Annotated in this window: 16 protein-coding genes; 14 read left to right on the plus strand and 2 right to left on the minus strand. The window is 44.0% G+C overall.

Going from position 1 to position 19166, the window contains the following annotated elements:
* The 3 genes from B5D54_RS06465 to B5D54_RS06475 all read left to right on the plus strand — a co-directional run bounded on the left by B5D54_RS06465 (position 1) and on the right by B5D54_RS06475 (position 5082).
* On the plus strand, positions 1–2685 hold the full coding sequence (locus B5D54_RS06465) for a DUF2339 domain-containing protein (protein WP_078925711.1): 2685 nt from the start codon (positions 1–3) through the stop codon (positions 2683–2685).
* 139 nt (positions 2686–2824) lie between these two features.
* Entirely contained in the window at positions 2825–4276 is a 1452-nt protein-coding gene (locus tag B5D54_RS06470; RefSeq protein WP_078925712.1) for a chitinase, read from the plus strand.
* Between the two features lie 209 nt (positions 4277–4485).
* A complete protein-coding gene (locus B5D54_RS06475) occupies positions 4486–5082 on the plus strand; it encodes an acetate uptake transporter (RefSeq protein WP_078925713.1) in 597 nt (198 codons plus the stop codon).
* A gap of 104 nt (positions 5083–5186) precedes the next feature.
* Here the strand turns inward: B5D54_RS06475 and B5D54_RS06480 are convergent, their stop codons facing one another.
* Positions 5187–6695, minus strand: coding sequence for an alanine/glycine:cation symporter family protein (locus B5D54_RS06480; RefSeq protein ID WP_078925714.1), 1509 nt, complete (start codon positions 6693–6695; stop codon positions 5187–5189).
* 243 nt (positions 6696–6938) lie between these two features.
* On the opposite strand from B5D54_RS06480, the gene B5D54_RS06485 reads away from it, so the two are divergent.
* From B5D54_RS06485 to B5D54_RS06510, 7 genes are all read left to right on the plus strand, one after another.
* Positions 6939–7262 (plus strand): DOPA 4,5-dioxygenase family protein, encoded by a 324-nt coding sequence (locus B5D54_RS06485; protein ID WP_078925715.1) that lies wholly within the window; start codon positions 6939–6941, stop codon positions 7260–7262.
* A gap of 583 nt (positions 7263–7845) precedes the next feature.
* Positions 7846–8352 carry a CBS domain-containing protein gene (locus B5D54_RS06490; RefSeq protein WP_078925716.1) on the plus strand — a complete coding sequence of 169 codons (507 nt, stop codon included), beginning with the start codon at positions 7846–7848 and terminating at the stop codon, positions 8350–8352.
* A gap of 12 nt (positions 8353–8364) precedes the next feature.
* Entirely contained in the window at positions 8365–8490 is a 126-nt protein-coding gene (locus B5D54_RS17435) for a hypothetical protein (RefSeq protein WP_269117593.1), read from the plus strand.
* A 134-nt stretch (positions 8491–8624) separates the two neighbouring features.
* The gene (gene mgtE, locus B5D54_RS06495) at positions 8625–9995 is read left to right on the plus strand and encodes a magnesium transporter (RefSeq protein ID WP_172459883.1); all 1371 of its coding nucleotides are present in this window, start codon (positions 8625–8627) and stop codon (positions 9993–9995) included.
* A gap of 110 nt (positions 9996–10105) precedes the next feature.
* Positions 10106–10519, plus strand: a complete 414-nt coding sequence (locus B5D54_RS06500) for a VF530 family protein (protein ID WP_078925717.1) — start codon at positions 10106–10108, stop codon at positions 10517–10519.
* Between the two features lie 145 nt (positions 10520–10664).
* Positions 10665–12146: an AGE family epimerase/isomerase gene (locus B5D54_RS06505; RefSeq protein WP_115174020.1), complete on the plus strand. Its 1482-nt coding sequence runs from the start codon at positions 10665–10667 to the stop codon at positions 12144–12146.
* A 215-nt stretch (positions 12147–12361) separates the two neighbouring features.
* A complete protein-coding gene (locus B5D54_RS06510; RefSeq protein ID WP_078925719.1) occupies positions 12362–13351 on the plus strand; it encodes a sulfate ABC transporter substrate-binding protein in 990 nt (329 codons plus the stop codon).
* Positions 13352–13420: 69 nt separating this feature from the next.
* On the opposite strand, the gene B5D54_RS06515 is transcribed toward B5D54_RS06510, so the two are convergent.
* The gene (locus B5D54_RS06515; protein WP_078925720.1) at positions 13421–13762 is read right to left on the minus strand and encodes a carboxymuconolactone decarboxylase family protein; all 342 of its coding nucleotides are present in this window, start codon (positions 13760–13762) and stop codon (positions 13421–13423) included.
* Between the two features lie 232 nt (positions 13763–13994).
* Here B5D54_RS06515 and B5D54_RS06520 point away from each other — a divergent pair, with 232 nt between their 5' ends.
* The 4 genes from B5D54_RS06520 (at position 13995) to B5D54_RS06535 (ending at position 19132) form a co-directional block, all read left to right on the plus strand.
* Entirely contained in the window at positions 13995–14798 is an 804-nt protein-coding gene (locus B5D54_RS06520; protein WP_078925721.1) for a MetQ/NlpA family ABC transporter substrate-binding protein, read from the plus strand.
* A 409-nt stretch (positions 14799–15207) separates the two neighbouring features.
* Positions 15208–17655 (plus strand): DmsA/YnfE/YnfF family dimethyl sulfoxide reductase, encoded by a 2448-nt coding sequence (locus tag B5D54_RS06525; RefSeq protein WP_078925722.1) that lies wholly within the window; start codon positions 15208–15210, stop codon positions 17653–17655.
* 15 nt (positions 17656–17670) lie between these two features.
* Entirely contained in the window at positions 17671–18285 is a 615-nt protein-coding gene (locus B5D54_RS06530) for a DMSO/selenate family reductase complex B subunit (protein ID WP_078925723.1), read from the plus strand.
* 1 nt (position 18286) lies between these two features.
* Positions 18287–19132, plus strand: coding sequence for a dimethyl sulfoxide reductase anchor subunit family protein (locus B5D54_RS06535; protein WP_078925724.1), 846 nt, complete (start codon positions 18287–18289; stop codon positions 19130–19132).
* The last annotated feature ends 34 nt before the right edge of the window (positions 19133–19166 follow it).

Genomic DNA, 19166 nt, shown 5'->3' on the forward strand with positions numbered 1-19166 from the left:
TTGTTTACCATATTTGTTGTGATTATTGCCTTGTTCGCGTTATTTCATGGATTTAAAGCTACGAGTCGAATATCCGTATTAGAGCGTAAACTTTCCTTGCTTGAACGTGAATTACAGACGTTGCGTAGTCTGTTTTTTCATAATGCTGAACAAGCGAGTTCTTGTAGTATGACCGAGGAAGTGAGGAATTCTGCTTCAACGCTCTCTTTAACCCAAATAACGTCTGATCCCTCTCCCCAAAATAGTTTCTCCAACTATGACTCGGCAACGGATTTGAGCTCCACAACCGTGGCATCAGTCAGTGCTACTGTCAATGAGGCTCACCTCTCTAGTTTCTCTATCTCTGATGAGCATGTGTTAGAAAAACCGTTGAAAAACTTAATCACTAATATTAAAGAGAATTGGTTAGTCTGGGTTGGTGCTCTTGCTATGTTGGTGGGGAGCGGTTACCTGATGCAAGTTATTGGTAGCCAAATTAAGTTTTCGCCGCTAATGAGAGTGATGTTGGCGTTGGCTCTCTCTTTGGCTGTTGTTTTTGTTGGCGAATGGCTTCATCGTCAAGAGCAAAAAACACCAGAGCGAGCAATACGTTCTAAAGGGTTTACCTATGTTCCAGCATCCATCACTGGTGCTGGATTAATGGGGATCTACTGTACGGTTATTTTTGCTTTTATTGTCTACCAAATGTTGAGCCCGACGCTTTCTTTATGGATTCTTGCGGGGGTGGCTATGGCGGGGTTCGCTTTATCTCGACGTCAGGGGCCATTAATGGCGGTGCTTGGATTAATAGGGGGCTATTCTGCACCGCTGTGGATCAGTAGTGGCGAACCTAATTATTATCTACTTGCGGGTTACATTACATTGATTTCGATCTCTGCAACCTTGTTAATGCAACTTATGCGTCAGTCGTGGCTTTCTCCAAGTATTACCCTACCTCATATGGTATGGATGACGATAATGATAGAGAGCATCCCTGAGGATAGGCTCTTTTCATGGCTTCTCCTTTATCTTTCCTTTACCCTCTATCTTATTTTTCTTGTACCAAGAATGGGTTGGCGACTGATACCCCGTTATCGTCATTGTCAAAAGTGGTGGAGCCACTCTCCTGTGGTTATCTCAATCATTATGGTGCTGATGTTGCTGTTATCTATCACGAACATACCCGATATGCTCCCATTACAGTTCATCTACTTCAACTTGTTAGTGATAGCAATGGTTTGGTTGCCTGCCTTACGAAAAACATGGTCATTAAGAATTTTTTTACCCACGATACTGACTGGAACCGTCGCTGTTTTTATTATTGCTATTGTGAGTGATGCAGGTGCTTCTTCACCGTGGCGGTCGATCATTTGGTTAGCATTAGCGATGAGCATCATATTGATTGGAATGAGGGTCTTTTGTCAGGCATTGAGTGATCGCTCTCCATTTAATATTCGATTATTGCTTGTGTTAGTGCCGGCTATTTCTCTAAGTACTTTGGTTTATTTGCATTGGTTTATTCCCCAGTATGCCTTGTTATGGAGCTGTTTTACTCTGGGAATTTCGGGGAGTTATTTTCTCCTTGCTCGCCGTTTTCACTCTTTGGCTTCTCATTGCTCGGCGGTGGTTCATGGAATTGTTGCGGGTTGTTTATTTGTTTGGTTAAGCAATACTTGGTTAACGATAGCGATGGCTGTTCAGGTTTTTATCATGACGGTACAGATCCAGACAGTCCGCTTTCCTCCAGCGAATTGGGCTGTAAAAGTAGCGATGGGGCTATTGGTCATCCGTTTGACTCTCTTACCATTTATTTCCGCTTGGCAACCGGTGGAAAGTGGCCATTGGCTTTGGGGAGCGGTTAGTTACTTACCAGCTCTCTTTATTTTGAGCTATGCCCGTATGCGTTTAAGAAAAGTGGATACAGCGCTCTCTTGTTGGTTTGAAGGCGCATGTTTACACGTTCTTCTTATGACGATTTTTACTCAAACGCATTATTGGCTGACAGGGCAATATGGTTATTTGAGTTATCTTGATTTTACATCGGCGATTATCTTTGCTAACCAAACGTTAGTGATGGGATTTATCTATAGCTACCGTAGCCAATTTGCACAGAGCCTCACGCTCGTTTACCAAGTCTATAGCTATATGTTATGGGGCATTTTCTTTGGATTGGTGCTCTTGCTCAATACGATTGAGTCACCTCTTTGGGGGGAGAGAGTCTCTGCTCAGGCTATTCCTATTTTTAACATGTTAACGTTAGGCTGGTTGTTGCCTGCATGTATTTTGATGTCGGCTATCGTCAAAGGTTGGCCTATTTTACGTATACCTCGTCAGTGGGTTGTGATTACCAGTGCGACACTTGCGGCTCTCTGGTTAGGAATGTCTATTCGCCAATTCTGGCAAGCGAGCTCTATGACGTTATTTCAACCAACCAGTATGGCTGAGTTATTCAGCTATTCGATAGCCGGTTTTGTCGTTGGTGGTGGACTAACTTGGCGTGGTGCCATTTATCAGGTTCCTGCTTTACAGCGGATAGGCATGGCGATATTAGCAGGGGCTGCACTAAAAGTGTTTTTATGGGATGTTAGCTCTCTCGATGGTTTTTGGCGTGCCGTGAGCTTTTTAGGGCTGGGGGGCTCTTTGATTGCTCTAGGTTGGTTATTTCAAAAGCTCAATCGTTTAACGGGGCAGATCTCAGAATCTTAGAAAATTCTTTTGCTGAGTTATCATCAATATGGAGAACTGCCTCGCATTGAGTGAAATATTCTTCGTCCATTGATTAATCACGATATTTTTATCTCTATGATCAGTAGTGATGATTTTTTGTGATGTCAAGGACGTGAATATGTTTAAAAGAAAAGTTGCTGCGTGGTTGGTCGGGATGGCGTATGTATTCCCTGCTTTCTCTTCGATGAATATCCAACCCGATCCTCAAGTTGTTAACGGTTATCTTCTTTCTCGGGCAGACTTACAAGCGGTAGAGAAAGCGAAAACAGCGAACCCGATGTATGAGATTTGGGCTCAAGCTTTGAGAACGACATCTAACCTCATTGTTGAAGCGATTGAACCGGGATTGGCGACGAATCCGGATAACGTCAAACGGGTTGAGCGGGTTTTCCCTGAACATGAATGGGATTTTCTCACTCATATGGCGGCACCTGAATACACCTATACCCGATTTTTACGAGCCATAGGGAAGTTTCCTGCTTTTTGTGGTGACTATAGTGATGGGCGAGATGCCGATGCGATTTGTAAAAAATCGATTGTGACCGCCTTTGCGCATTTTGCCCAAGAAACGGGAGGGCATATTGCCAAAGAGAACCTTTCCGATAATCCACTTGGGCTTGAAGAGTGGCAACAAGCGCTGGTACATGTGCGAGAAATGGGCTGGTCAGAAGGCCAATTAGGTTACCTCTCTGGGTGTGGACAAAATGACTGGCAAAATCGGAAATGGCCTTGTGGTGATGGACAAGGTTATTTTGGACGGGGCGCAAAACAGCTTTCATATCACTTTAATTATGGTGCTTTCTCTGAGGTTATGTTTGAGGGGGATGCAACAATGTTACTCAATAACCCCGGGCTGGTTGCCGATTCATGGCTCAATTTGGCTTCTGCCATTTGGTTTTTTTTGACACCACAAGCGCCTAAGCCTGCGATGTTACATGTTATTGATAGAACTTGGGTTCCCTCACAGCGGGAACAGGATGCGGGCATCGGTTATGGGTTTGGGACCACCATTAATGTCATTAATGGTGGAATCGAATGTGGTGAGCAGAACAAAGAGAAAGGTCAGCCTGTGAACCGTATTCGCTATTGGGAAGGCCTGGCTGAACATTATCAAATTCCGATTGAAGCGGATGAGCAAAACACCTGTTGGCAACAAACGCCTTATGGCAGTTTGAACCTCAATGGGGCGACCGACGTTTTGTATACCAACTGGGATGGTAACTGGCGTTATTACCCAGATCGCCCAGGAGGCTATTCATTTGAATGTAACTTAGTGGGATTTCAGACGGCTTATTCTGCTTTAGTGGAAGGAGATTACGAAAGGTGTGTCACGAATTTATACCAGTCGCACGCAAGTTGGCCTAAGGTTCGTGTGGTTGATGAATTAACACCAACAGAGCCTGAGTTGCCTGGTGAACCACCGATCGATGGCGTAGAAGTTTGGGATATGAGCAAAGTATATTATGGTGGCGATCAAGTCACTTATCAGGGTGTTCTTTATCAGGCTAAGTGGTGGTCTCAGGGTAACCTTCCTACTCAAGGCGATCCTTGGTTTTTAATTACCCCTTAAACAATCCATTTACTTCATTCGCCTTATTTATCCTTTCGTTATGGATAGGGGGATAAGGCGAAATCATTTCCTGTTTTCTTCCCTGTTATCACCCATTATATTTTTATCATTTTTGGAAAATAAGTTTTCATAAATGACTTTTCCTTTTTCACTATTTGTTCAATAGAATCCGCGCGTATTTTTATTAACATATTTTTAAGGTAATTTGAATGTCTAATCAATTAGCCAATCCTGCACCGCTCGGTTTGATGGGGTTTGGTATGACGACAATTCTGCTTAACATTCATAATGCAGGATTTTTTCCGATCGATTCAATGATTCTCGCTATGGGGATTTTTTACGGTGGTCTTAGCCAAGTCATCGTTGGCATCATGTGTTTTAAACGTGGTGATACTTTTGGTACAACGGCATTTACCTCTTATGGTTTATTCTGGTTAACCTTAGTTGGTTTGATCGTGATGCCATACATGGGGTTACCCGCTAGCCCTACCAACTTTATGGGATGGTATTTGGCATTATGGGGTATCTTTACTGGCTTTATGTTCATTGGTTCACTTTGTTATCCTGTAGCAAAACAAGTGGTCTTTGGTTCTTTAACGATTCTTTTCGCTTTATTGGCTATCCGTGATTTCACTGGCAGTGAATTTATTGGCATGATTGCAGGTTTTGAAGGGATTTTCTGTGGTGCAAGTGCGATCTATTTCGCAATGGCACAGGTCCTTAACAATGAATATGGCCGTACGGTTTTACCTATCGGTGAGAAGAAGAAAGTGGTTGCGCCCATGGCTCAAGAAATTACCGCTTAACTGAACTGATTTTTTCTAAAAAAGCTGGCATTAGATATAATGCCAGCTTTTTTTATAGTCAGAATCTAAACTCGACTATACAAGGGAAAGGTAGGGGAAAGTAATTAGTCTGTATTAGGTGTTTGGCCTGTTTTCCGTTTGTATCTTTCTTCCCAATAGGTGGCATTTTTTATACCTAGTTTTACCGGGTTAAATAGGTATTCTTTCACACCTTGTTTCTGCTGTTCTTCATAGTCTTTCAAAGCAATAATGGTCGGTTTTGATAAGAAGAAAATAATTAAAATTCCAATAATATTCAGCCAAGCCATCAAGCCAACACCCACATCACCTAACGCCCAAGCAAGGTTGGCAGTTTTGACCGTGCCATAGAAAACAACCGTGATGATGGCCAATTTAAGGACGAACATCAGCCCCTCAACTCTCAATGTTCGGCGAATATAGGCGACATTGGTTTCAGCAATATAGTAGTAGGCCAAAATGGTAGTGAAGGCGAAAAAGAACAGAGCAAATGCCACAAAAGTCTTCCCTATTCCAGGAAGTGCAGTTTCAATGGCAAACTGAGTAAATTCAGGGCTATTGGCGGCGACTTCGATGGGGAGATTTTGCACCAGCATCATACCATCGGCACCATGAACGTTATAGGCACCGGTGATTAAGATCATAAATGCGGTGGCGGAACAGACGAGCAAGGTATCGATATAGATAGAGAATGATTGAACTAAACCTTGTTGCACGGGATGTTCAACATTCGCCGCTGCTGCTGCATGAGGGCCTGAACCTTGCCCTGCTTCATTAGAATAAACGCCCCGTTTAACCCCCCAGCCAATAGCCGCACCGACCCCTGCCATTGGCGTGAAAGCATCAGACAAGATCATCATAAAGATGCGTGGGACTTCACCAATGTTGAGCAGGATAATGACAAAGGCAATGATGATATAAGCGAGAGCCATAAAAGGGACGACGACTTGAGTAAAGTGTGCGATACGTTTCACACCGCCGAAGATAATAAAGGCAAGCATAATCGTAATGATCGTTCCGGTGAGTACTTTAGCAAAGCTAAAAGTCCCCATCGCTGTCTCAATCATAGGTCCTGAACCAAATGCCGCCTCTACAGCATTTCCGATACTGTTAGACTGAACACCGGGTAGCAATAAACCGCAGGCAAAAATGGTCGATATAGCAAATAGCCAAGCGTACCATTTTTGTCCCATGGCTTTTTCTATGTAATAAGCTGGGCCACCACGAAATTCACCTTCATCTTCTTCTTTATAGATCTGTGCTAACGTAGATTCAGCATAAGCGGTGGCTGCGCCGAAAAAAGCCACCATCCACATCCAAAAGACGGCACCAGGGCCACCAAAACCGATGGCCGCTGCCACCCCAGCGATATTACCAGTTCCGACTCGTCCTGATAATGAAACGGCAAGCGCTTGGAAGGAGGAGATCCCCTTGGATGAGCTTTTTCCAGAAAGCAGAAGCCGCCACATTTCAAAGAAGTGGCGAACTTGTACAAAGCGTGTCAGTACGGAATAGAATAAACCCGCACCAAGGCATAAATACACCAAGGCCGGGCTCCAAATTATGTCATTAATAAAATCAACAAATGACTGCATAGAGGTATCCCTGTTAATGAATTGTTGTGTTTGTTTGCTTGGATATATTAGGTTGTTTGTAAAATTAATGTTAATTTATTCATTTTTTTTATGTATTGGAGTGTGATGTTCGACACAAAAAGGCAGTGGGGCTGAGTTAATTACCGAGAGTTTATTCAAAAATTTCAATTAAGTTGAACAACCATCGAGGATAGGAAGCGAGAAGGTGCGAGGTATAATTGACAAAACAGAGAGGAGAATATGATGTACCATGCCCATGTTTATTTTGATTTGTCCGAACAAAATCAAGCGCAATCATTGCAGCAAAAAATTTTAGCGGAACAATCTGGACAGATCCTTCGCCTATTTTCATTGGTGCCACGGTTGGTTGGACCTCATCGTAAGCCAATGTTTGAAATTCATTTTTCCGAGCAGCAGTCCGATTTTATTGATTGGTTAGATAAAGCGCGTGGAGAGTTAAGTGTGTTGATCCATCCTGTTTCAGGAAACGATATTGATGATCATAGTGAGCCGCAAGTGCGCTGGTTGGGGGAGAAGTTAGGGGTGAATTTAGATAAGCTTCGTTAGGAGAGATACAACAACGTTTTTCTCTGCTTATTCTGCTTATGTGTAGGGGAGGTTATGCTTTGTGTCAGGCTAGTGTAAAAATTAGCTTAAGCGCTCAATGTGTGATTGACTTTTTAATCATCGAACCATACCATTTTGCTCGCTTAAGGCGGTAGGTTGCTTCGCTTGATTTTTCAACAGTGATAGAATTAGCACATCTACCGGTTCCCATTAATTTTTTCGAGGTACAATAGAAACCTATGGACTCGTCGAGTAGTCGAATATCACAGTATGGTCTTTTCGATGGTTCGAAAACACCAACGGTTTCTTGCTAGCCTGTCGCTAAATCCTCTTTAGCTGTTGTCAGGCGGTAAACACCCTTGGCAAAGCGAACTCTTTCCTTCCATCGTTAATTCCATACGTTAATACTTTGCGCAATAAGGCAAACTTTGCCCGTGCGTAACCTATGACTGATGCTCACATGCTGTGAGCCGACATGTCGTGCTTTGAATTTTTTGTGCTAAACGTTTTTCGTTTAGTCATCGAATTTTTGGTTCTAAGCACCAGGTTTCTTTGTCCTGAGCCAAACTCAGGAGAGACAAAGATGACAGTTTTTCGTTCACATTACACCGCTGAGGTAAACAAAGCCCGTACCCCAATACAAGGTGCAGTGTTAAGCCATGCTAAACGTGATTTTTTCTGTGTCAGCGACCAATTACAGGTGCATGAAGTGATCACTATGCTCAAGGCGAGCCCACTGTTTTCTTCAACGGTACATGTGATTGCACTGATTAATAATCGCGCTGAATATCAAGGCTTAGTCGCTATTAGCCGATTATTATGTGCAGATAAAACACAGTGTGTTACAGAACTGGTTCAAGGGAACAACCATTATGCCTTTGCTCTAAGTGAAGCTTATCCTGCTGCACTGCAACTTAGAAAGAGTCAATGGCCCGTACTGCCAATACTGGATAGTCGCCATCGAGTGGTTGGTGTATTAGAAGTGAATGCTGCTCGTACTATTATTCGTCATCAACTTGAGCTGAATAACCAAGACCTTGTTGAAACATCATCTGGCTGGACGCGTTTTATGCGTTTTTGGAAGCACTAAGGGGAGCGAATAATGACTAGTGCTATCATGACTCAAGAACGATCGGCTTTGCGTATGAGTCAGCATCAATCGGCTATGCTCTACTTTGTTGAACATCACTTTTTAGCCGATTGTGTCAAAGCTTTTTACTGTGATTAACTGAGCAATCATTTATCGAACACTATGTATGCCAAGCGACTTGCTCAGTTCACTGAGAGTGTTATCGCTGTGCTAAAATCAAACATTTGCATGTAATTCATCTCGTGCACCTAGACAACGGAAAGAGTATTTAGATGTCGATCACTATCATGACCCAAGATCTTATGGCACTACACATCAGCCAAAATGCTGAGGCCATGCAACGCTTTGTTGAAGAACATCCTCTTGCTGACTGTGCTGAGGCTTTTACTCAGTTATTGGATAACCAAAGCTTATCTTCTAAAGAAGCGGGGCAACTATTGCTCTTGCTTTCGCTAGAAAAGCAAGCGGCTTTGTTTGGGTATTTTTCACTCCGTTGGCAAGAAAAGTTGGCTGAGCAGTTAGACGCACAAGAGGTTGCACAACTGACAGAGTTGATGCCACATGACGAACGTGCTGATTTACTGACCCAGTTGGAACCAGAATTTCAAAGCGAAGTTTTGGATCAAATGGACAGTGAAGAACGTTTAGATATTGAACGTTTAGTTTCTTACCCTGAAGATTGTGTGGGTGCGGTGATGACATCTGATTTCGCCACCTTAGAAGCACACCACACGGTTGAAGAAGCGATACGTCAACTGCGCAGTATTGCCAGAGAGCGGGAAACCATCTATTTGGCTTACGTTGTGGATGCGCAGCAGCGTTTGCAAGGAACGGTATCACTGCGCGATCTTGTCGTTTCTGAACCGAGTGCAACGGTCGCTGAGATCATGACACAAGTGTTGATCTTTGTTCGAGTGGATGAAGCTCAAAATGTGGCAGCACAAGCGATCAGTAAATATGACTTATTAGCACTGCCGGTGTTAGATCATCAAAATCGAATGGTCGGTATTGTGACTTATGATGATGCAATGGACGTGGCGGAAGAAGAAGCCGATCGCCATATTCATAAATCGGCCGCTGTGGATTTTGCGGGTAACTTAAAAGAAGCCTCTGTTGGGTTAATGTACCGCAAACGGGTATTTTGGCTAGTATTGTTGGTGTTTGGTAACCTGTTCTCTGGTGCCGGTATTGCCTATTTTGAAGATACCATCCAAGCCTATGTGGCACTGGTATTCTTTTTGCCGCTATTGATCGGAAGTAGTGGGAATGCGGGGGCGCAATCGGCAACCTTGATGGTACGCGCCATCGCTACGGGTGAAGTGATTGGTAAAGATTGGGCCAAAATGTTGGCTAAAGAGCTCTTTATCGCAGGCCTATTAGGAATCACGATGGCTATGGCGGTTTCATTACTGGGCTTATGGCGAGGTGGTCCTGAAATCGCTCTGGTGGTGGCCTTAACGATGCAAATTGTGGTGGTCGTTGGCTCAGTGATAGGTATGTCGTTACCTTTTGTTCTGAGCAAGCTTAAGTTTGATCCTGCATCGGCCAGTGCGCCATTAGTGACCACGATTGCCGATGCAGTTGGTGTGATCATCTATTTCACGGTTGCAACCAGCATACTGGATTTTCCGGTGGCCGCTTAAAGGCTCACAAGGCTGAACAAATACAAATGGGCGATGATGAAAATCATAGGGAAGCTTGATGAACTCTGATAGAATCCCGCGCCCTGCTACCTTCATATAAGGAACTCATAATGATGACTGATGAAGAAAGAATTGAGTTGCAACAAAATAATCCACTCCATGGCCTGAAGTTAGAAACATTATTGCAAGAGCTGGTGGATTTTTATGGTTGGGATATTTTAGATACGGCGATGCGCTTTAACTGCTTTCATACCAATCCATCAATTGCGAGCAGTGTGAAATATTTGAAGAAAACGGATTGGGCAAGAGAGAAGTTAGAGAACTTTTACCTGTATCGTTTTAAACGTATGCCAAGAGCCTCTGGTGAAGAGTATGACTTATCCCCTCGTGCTCGAACGTTTCCCCATGGGCTTCAACCCAAAGAACCGATGGAATTGACGGTTGATTCGATTTTAAAATCTCAAGCCAAGGCGGCCTCAGCACACAAAGAGCGAGCTGCTCGAGAGCGTCATTTTCGGCGTTGAAAATAGGATTGATGAATGAAAAGCCCAATATGCCGACCATATTGGGCTTTTTCTTTTTAGGGCTAAACAACTGTGATTTTCTCAACGAAATGTGTGACTGCTCTTTTGTATAGTCCTTAACTCATTTGTTTTAAGGTCTTACATGATGAAAAAATCGACGCCAATCCGTTTGTTTGCCCTGAGTGCTGCGCTGCTTTGTTCAGGAATAAATGCCAAGCCGCTTTCACCACCGAGTTTTCCTGATGGGCAAGCATGGCTTACTCATGCGCAGCAAGGGTTAGCGCCCTATTGGATGATGGAGAGTGCCCAAGGGCGTCCGGTAGGAAACTTTCCAACCTTTCGCTGTGATAATGGACAAGTTCTGGAGGTGACCAAAGTATGCCAAGAACTCAATAAAAGTTGGATTACACCACATTTTGGCCGAGAGTATACCCGAATGAAATCACGGCAAACGTATGCTTATGGTGTGCTTTATCACTTAACGGGCGATCCTCAAGCTTTGCAATTGGCTCAGGCAGGGGCGGAGTATTTAATTCATCATTTACAAGATAAAGAACATGGCGGCTTTATCAGTTTTACCAAACATGGTCAGGTTGGGCTCGAATGGCAACAACGGACCTCACAAGACCAAGCGTACGCTTTGGTTGGGTTGGCGATGTATTATTATCTCACGCGTGATCCACAAGTAGAAAAGGTACTGATTAAGCAGCAACGTTTTATTTTTGACCAATATCGGCTTGCTGATGGTAAAGGGTTAGCTTGGGTACTAAACGATGGCGATGGCGAAAGTACCAAACAGCGAGAGCTGGTGGCGCAGCTAGATCAAATTAATGGGTATTTATTATTGGTGGCCCCTTTATTACCAGAACCACATAAAAGCCGCTGGTTAGCCGATTTATCATGGCTAACCGAGGTGATGCTGACGCATTATTATTCCCCGCAAGAACAACGTTTCTATGGGGCAATTCACCACCCCGCGGTGATGACACAACAAGCCAAACACAATGACTTTGGGCACACCATTAAAGCTTATTGGATGACTTATCTCACCGGGGTCTTATTGCAGCAAGAGGATTGGAAACAGCTGGCTAAACAAGGGATGCAACACATTATTGAACATGCACAATATGTCCCTAACTATTCGGCTATTCAAGCCTTTGTCCCAGAGATGACGGAGACGCAGTGGCAAGCCAATCCGATCAAAGCATGGCGTAGTCGACCATTTAGTAATGGCATTTCATCTTGGGAATGGGCAGAGCTTGACCAAGCCGCCATGACGCTTTCTTTATTAGAGGGCGCAGCAGAGCCTGTACTACTGTCCACCGCTCAAGCCTTTATGGATGTATGGGTAGATGAACAATATGGTGGTGTCGGGCTAAATCCAAAATCAACCAAAGCGTTTCACTGGGGCAATGGCTACCATCAGTTTGAACATGCGTTAGTGGGCTACTTAACGGCTCAGCAATTGAATCAACAGCCCGCGACACTCTATTTTGCTATTGATCATGCTCAGTCATACCCCTTATCGCCTTATTATTTTCAAGGGAAAGTAAAAAGCCAGCAGCGATTACCCACCGTCAATGGGTTACCACGCTGGCAAGTTGAATTTACTACCATTCAGCCATAGCGTCATATTCTTCATTTTTTGGGGGCCTAATTTCTTTAGCGCCTCTGTGAGGTGAGCTTTATCATGAGGGAAGCTGGCTATTTATGGTGAAATTCAAGGCTGTTTATGAAAGATTTATATTTCCAAATGGAATATAAAATGAATTTACATTGCTAATATTGGAATAAGTGTTGTGTTAGTTTACTCATCAGCATATTCACTAAGGAAGATGATCGATGCGTAAATGGCTACTCACTTTATCTCTATTTATTTTTGCGGGTAATGCCGCTGCGAAAGACATTGTTCTATTGAATGTTTCTTATGATCCAACCCGAGAGCTCTATCAGCAATACAATGCCTCTTTTACACAGTATTGGAAAGAAAAGACAGGGCAAACGGTCACCGTTAGACAGTCACACGGTGGTTCAGGGAGACAGGCGGTCTCCGTCATGAATGGTATCGAAGCCGATGTTGTTACTTTAGCATTGGCTTATGATATTGATGCCATAGCGAATGTGGGTAGAGTGGATCCATCATGGTTAAACCGCTTACCCCATAATTCAGCACCTTACACCTCTACGATTGTATTTTTGGTTCGAAAAGGGAACCCTAAAAATATCCATGACTGGGATGATCTGGTGAAAGCCGGTATTGATATTATTACACCTAATCCCAGAACGTCAGGCGGGGCTCGTTGGAATTATTTAGCTGCGTGGGGGTATGCTTTATCACAAAATCAAGATGATGAAAGCCAAGCTCAGCAATTTGTTAAAGCGCTTTTTGATAATGTAAAAGTCTTAGATACCGGAGCCCGTGCCGCATCAAATACCTTCATTGAAAGGAAAATGGGTGATGTATTAATTGCTTGGGAAAATGAAGCGCTGTTGATCACGAATCAATTAAAAAATGAGCAAGTAGAAATCATCGTTCCAAGCCGTTCAATTCTAGCTGAGCCAACGGTTGCGATAGTTGACCGAGTTGTCGATAGAAAAAATACACGCGCTGTAGCACAAGCCTATTTGGAATATTTGTATTCATCCCAAGGGCAAGACATCGCGGCTCGCCATTTTTATCGCCCAAGAGCGGTGGCCATTGCTGAACAATATAGCGATTTATTTCCCAAACTTGAGCTATTTACTATTGATGAACGTTTTGGAGGATGGGAGAAAGCGCATAAAATCCATTTTGCACAAGGTGGGATCTTTGATCAAATAACACGGCGATAACACTGACCAAACAGTGTTTAACTTAATCCCCCACCAGTACCATTATCAGTGAGGGATTAAGTCAGGTCATTACTTGTCTTCAAACTCTTCAATCGCGCCTAATGCTTGAGTGCCGTAAGTAAAGGAAGGGCCGCCACCCATCAGTACCGCAACGTTAATTACTTCTACTAACTCTGCTTTGGTTGCTCCCGCTTTGAGGGCGGCAAACACGTGAGCGGCAATGCAGCCATCACAGCGTGCTGCAATACCAATACCCAACGCAATCATCTCTTTTGTTTTGAGATCAAGTTCACCAGGAGCCATGGCGGCTTTATGAAGCTGCATAAAGGCAGCAAGAGTATCAGGGCTTTGCTGTTTGTATGCTTTGCCGAGGGTGTTTTGATCTTTAAGTAGTTCTGAATACGATTTCATGAAAACCTCTTTGTTAGGTGTATCTAAATAAGTTTTAGCTAATATAATAAGTGTGTTTAAAAAAAGCAAATATCGTTTGCCCTCTAAAATACGATTATGTCCACTTTTGGGGAATCCTTCTTAGGGTGGAAAATTCCCCACGAGACGGATATTGGATCAATCACCGCTTGCGTAATGGAAATTTCCCTTTATTATGGACTTCTAGATGTCTAATTGAGTTTAAAGAGAAAGGATGCCAATCATGAAAACGTTGAGTCAGTGGGTATTATGGGGCGCGCTACTTGTGGGATTAACCGCGTGTGGCCAGAAAGATAAAACGGAAATTAAAGTGGGGGCAACGGTTGGGCCACATGCGCAAGTGGCAGAAGCGGTCGCCAAAGAAGCAGCAAAGCAAGGCTTAACAGTAAAAGTCATTGAGTTTTCTGATTACATTACCCCGAATGCCGCACTGGAAGATGGCAGCATTGATATCAATAGCTATCAACACCAACCATTTTTAGACAACTACAACCGTAATCATGGGGCTAACCTCGTCTCGATAGGTGAATCTATCTTGATGCGTATGGGCATCTATTCCAATAAGTATCGTTCAATTGAGCAGTTGCCGGATCAAGCTCGTATTGCTATTCCTAACGACCCTACTAATGGTGGGCGAGGCTTACTGTTATTTGCTGATGCTAGTGTGATTACTTTACGTGATGGTGTGGGGTTTAACGCGACACTTAATGATATTGTAGAGAACCCAAGAGGATTTCGGTTTATCGAAGTTGATGCAGCGCAATTACCACGCACATTAGACGAGGTTGATGCGGCAGCCATTACCATGAACTATGTGATGTCAGCTGGGCTTGACCCAAAACAGCAGGGCATTTATTTAGAATCGAAACAAGCCCCTTTAGCGATAATGGTGATAGCGACGCGAGAAAAGGATAAAGATAACGAGGCTTATCAACAGTTAGTTCAAATTTACCATTCTCCAGCGGTTCGTGACTTTATAGCTCAAACGTTTAATGGAACCATCGAGCCCGCTCACTAGTACTCCTTGCTCATAAATAGCAATAGAGAATCATGGTATACAATTGCCATGATTCTTTTTTTTATTGCTCTCTTATCTTCATTTACAAGTTTTATTCTCTATTTATTAGGTTTTTGATAGTGATTTTTATTACGGATTTTTATCTATGATTTTATAGATATAGATCAATCTAATGACGAATTTTCATCGCCCAGAATAACCACAAAATAATTATGATTATTTACCAATAAACGAGGCTGTGAAAGAAGCTACCTCAGATATAGGAGCGAGAACCCTACTCAGGTTCTACTTATGGAAAAGAGCGAAAGGAGGGGATATTCCTTTCGGCATTATCTTTGGTCATCAATAGCTTGTTTGACAACTTCTCTAGTGCTGTCTTTGTACAGCGATATAGCGTGGGTAATGTCATATGATCAAAAACCGATTTAAAGCCTTACTGTCACCCGATGTCACGCGACGCGGATTTATTAAATCCAGTTCGATGCTCGGTGGGCTTGCGGCCGTCACCAGTTCTCTTTCTCTTCCTTTTAAATCGACGCTTGCTCAAGCCAAAGAAACACCGCCTAAAGCGGATGAAAAAGTGGTTTGGAGTGCCTGTACGGTTAACTGTGGTAGCCGTTGTCCACTGCGCATGCACGTGGTGGATGGCGAGATAAAATGGGTAGAAACTGATAATACGGGAACCGATAACTATGCGGCAAAAGACGTACAGGTTCGGGCTTGTTTGCGTGGCCGGTCGATGCGTCGTCGAGTTTACAATCCTGACCGTCTTAAATATCCATTAAAACGAGTCGGAAAACGAGGAGAAGGGAAATTTAAACGTATTAGCTGGGAAGAAGCGTACGACGAAATCGCCAACCATTTACAGCGCATCATCGAAAATTACGGCAATGAAGCCGTATACCTCAATTATGGTACTGGGACATTAGGCGGCACGGTGACTCGTTCTTGGCCTCCTGGTAACACGTTAGTGGCTCGCCTAATGAATTTAAAAGGTGGATACTTAAACCACTATGGAGATTACTCGACTGCGCAAATCGCTGAAGGGCTGAATTACACCTATGGTGGCTGGGCGAACGGTAACTCGTTCTCCGACTTAGAAAACGCCAAACTGATTGTGCAATTTGGGAATAACCCCGCAGAAACTCGTATGTCTGGGGGAGGGTTAATTCACCACTATGTGGAGAGCAAAGCTAAATCTCAGGCGAGGACGATCATTATCGATCCACGTTATACCGATACGGCAGGTGGCCGAGAAGATGAGTGGATTCCGATTCGTCCCGGTACAGACACCGCATTTATCTCTGCCATGGCGTATGTGATGATCAAAGAAGCGTTGGTCGATCAACCTTTCTTAGATAAATACTGCGTGGGTTACGATGAAAAAACACTGCCAGCATCAGCTCCGGCGAACAGTGATTATAAATCGTATATTTTAGGCCTCGGTGATGATAAAACCCCAAAAACACCGGAATGGGCAGCGACCATTACCGGAATTCCGGCTGACATTATTATTAAAACGGCCCGTGAAATTGGTTCGACCAAACCTTGTGCGATTCACCAAGGTTGGGGATTACAACGTACGGCCGGAGGGGAAATTGCCTCTCGTGCGGTGGCCATGCTGGCTATTTTAACTGGGAACGTTGGCATTAATGGTGGCGGAAGTGGGGCTCGTGAGTCGGATTACAGCATTCCATTTGTACGTTTCCCAACCTTAGAAAACCCAGTGAAAACCTCTATTTCCATGTTCTTATGGACCGATGCCATTGTGCGTGGTCCGGAAATGACGGCATTGAAAGATGGCGTTCGCGGTAAAGACAAGCTGGATGTGCCGATTAAGTTTATTTGGAACTATGCTGGAAACTGCTTAATTAACCAACATGCGGATATCAACCGTACCCATGACATTCTGCAAGACGACACGGCTTGTGAAATGATTGTGGTGATTGATAACCATATGACGGCTTCTGCTAAATACGCTGATATCGTATTGCCAGATTTGACCACTTCTGAACAAGCCGATTTCTGTATGGATGGTAAAGCGGCCAATATGCCGTATTTCATTTATGCCGACCAAGCGATTAAACCGCAATTTGAAGCGCGGGGGATTTATGAGATTTGTTCTGAGCTAGCGAAACGCCTTGGTGTGGAAGACGCCTTTACCGAAGGGCGAGATCAAGAAGGTTGGTTACGTCATCTCTATGCAGAAACTCGAAAATTGGACTCTAGTCTACCTGATTTTGAAACGGTTCGTCAGCAAGGCATTGTGAAGCGCACTGATCCGAATGGCCATTATGTTGCGTATAAAGCCTTCCGTGAAGATCCACAGAATAATCCGTTGTCGACACCTTCTGGCAAAATTGAAATTTATTCAGAACGGTTGGCAGAAATCGCTGCAACGTGGGAGCTTCCTGAAGGGGATGTGATTCATCCGCTGCCTGTTTATACCTCGACATTTGAAGGGTGGGATGATCCTAAGCGTTCAGAATACCCACTGCAATTAACCGGATTCCACTTTAAAGCTCGTGTCCATTCGACTTACGGCAATGTGGATATTCTTAAAGAAGCGGCACGGCAAGAGATGTGGATTAACCCAATTGACGCCCAAGCTCGTGGGATTAAAAACGGTGATCGCGTACGTATTTTTAATGACCGTGGAGAAACGCGCATTCATGCCAAAGTGACACCACGCATTATTCCTGGTGTTGTGGCATTAGGGGAAGGCGCTTGGTACACCCCCGATGGTCGTAAAATCGATCAATCTGGCTCAATTAATGTGCTGACGACTCAACGGCCAAGTCCATTGGCAAAAGGTAACCCTCAGCACACTAACCTTGTTCAAGTTCAGCGCGTATAACCCAAGGATTAACTTATGAAACAGTATGGTTTTTATATTGATTCCAGCAAATGTACGGGCTGTAAAACGTGTCAGCTCTCTTGTAAAGACAATAAAGATTTAGGCGTTGGTGTGAACTTTCGCCGAGTGTATGACTATGAAGGGGGAAATTGGGTCGTTGAAGGGGAAACTTTCCGTCAAGACGTCTTCTCTTACTACCTTTCTATTGCTTGTAACCACTGTGATGAGCCTGCGTGTACTAAGGTTTGTCCATCGGGAGCGATGCACAAACGGGAAGATGGTTTTGTCATTGTGGATGAAAGTGTTTGTATTGGCTGTAAGTTGTGTGCGATGTCTTGCCCTTACGGTGCACCGCAATACAACGAAGAAAAAGGTCACATGACCAAGTGCGATGGCTGTTATGAACGAGTCGAGCAAGGTTTAGAACCGATTTGTGTAGGCTCTTGCCCATTACGAGCTTTGGAGTTTGGGCCGATTGATGAATTAAGAGCAAAATATGGCACCAATGCCGATGTGGCACCGCTGCCTTCCTCTCTTATCACGAAGCCAAATATTGTGATTAAACCTAACAAGAATGCCCGACCAACGGGTGATCAAACGGGTTTCTTAGCAAATCCGAAGGAGGTATAAGATGGCTTGGCATGAATTCCCACTGGTGATCTTTACCGTCTTTGCTCAAACGGCGGTCGGGGCATTTCTACTGGTGAGCTTAACGCTTTTATTTGGACGCCCAACGAAACCGCAACAATCGAGTATGGTGAAAAGCCTATTCTTTGTTTGGGTTTTGATGGGAATAGGCTTTGCGGCATCGACCTTCCATTTAGGTAGCCCACTGCGTGCTTTTAATGCCTTTAATCGGGTCGGGCACTCTTGGTTATCCAATGAAATCTTAACTGGTAGCCTATTTTTTGCGTTGGGTGGTTTTTTCTGGTTAATGAGTGTGCTTAACCTAGCTTCTGCCACATTGCGCAAAGGCTTGATGGTGGCTGCGATGGTAATGGGTGTTGTCTTTATGTATGCCATGTCTCGTTTGTATATGATTGAGACAGTACCGACTTGGGATACGGCTTATACTCCACTAAGCTTTGTATTAACAGCCGTCATTGGCGGAAGTTTAGTGGCTTGTGCCCTATTAACGGGGGCGGGGTATCGCACTCAGGTTGTTGAAAAACAGCTTCCCGTATTGGGGACGGTTGGCGTTGTGGTCAGTATTCTTGCTAGCTTTATCCAACTGCATGAACTTGCCAATATTCATTCCGCGATCGTGTCAGCACAAGATCTATTGCCAAACATTGGCGTGCTTAAGGGCGTACAGTGGCTGCTACTCGTGGTTGCATTGGTCTTATGGTGGTGGCCAACTTGGCGTCGCTCTCAGCGGGCATTACTTCCTCTTTTAGCGGGAGTGGTCTGTGTGTTTTTGGCTGAGTTCTTAGGGCGTGGTATTTTCTATAGCTTGCACATGACGGTCGGTTTGTAAACTGAACTCGACTCAATTCATAGGAAGGGGGCGA

Origin of the sequence: Vibrio cincinnatiensis DSM 19608, from assembly GCF_900167345.1 — a bacterium.
Lineage (GTDB): Bacteria > Pseudomonadota > Gammaproteobacteria > Enterobacterales > Vibrionaceae > Vibrio > Vibrio cincinnatiensis.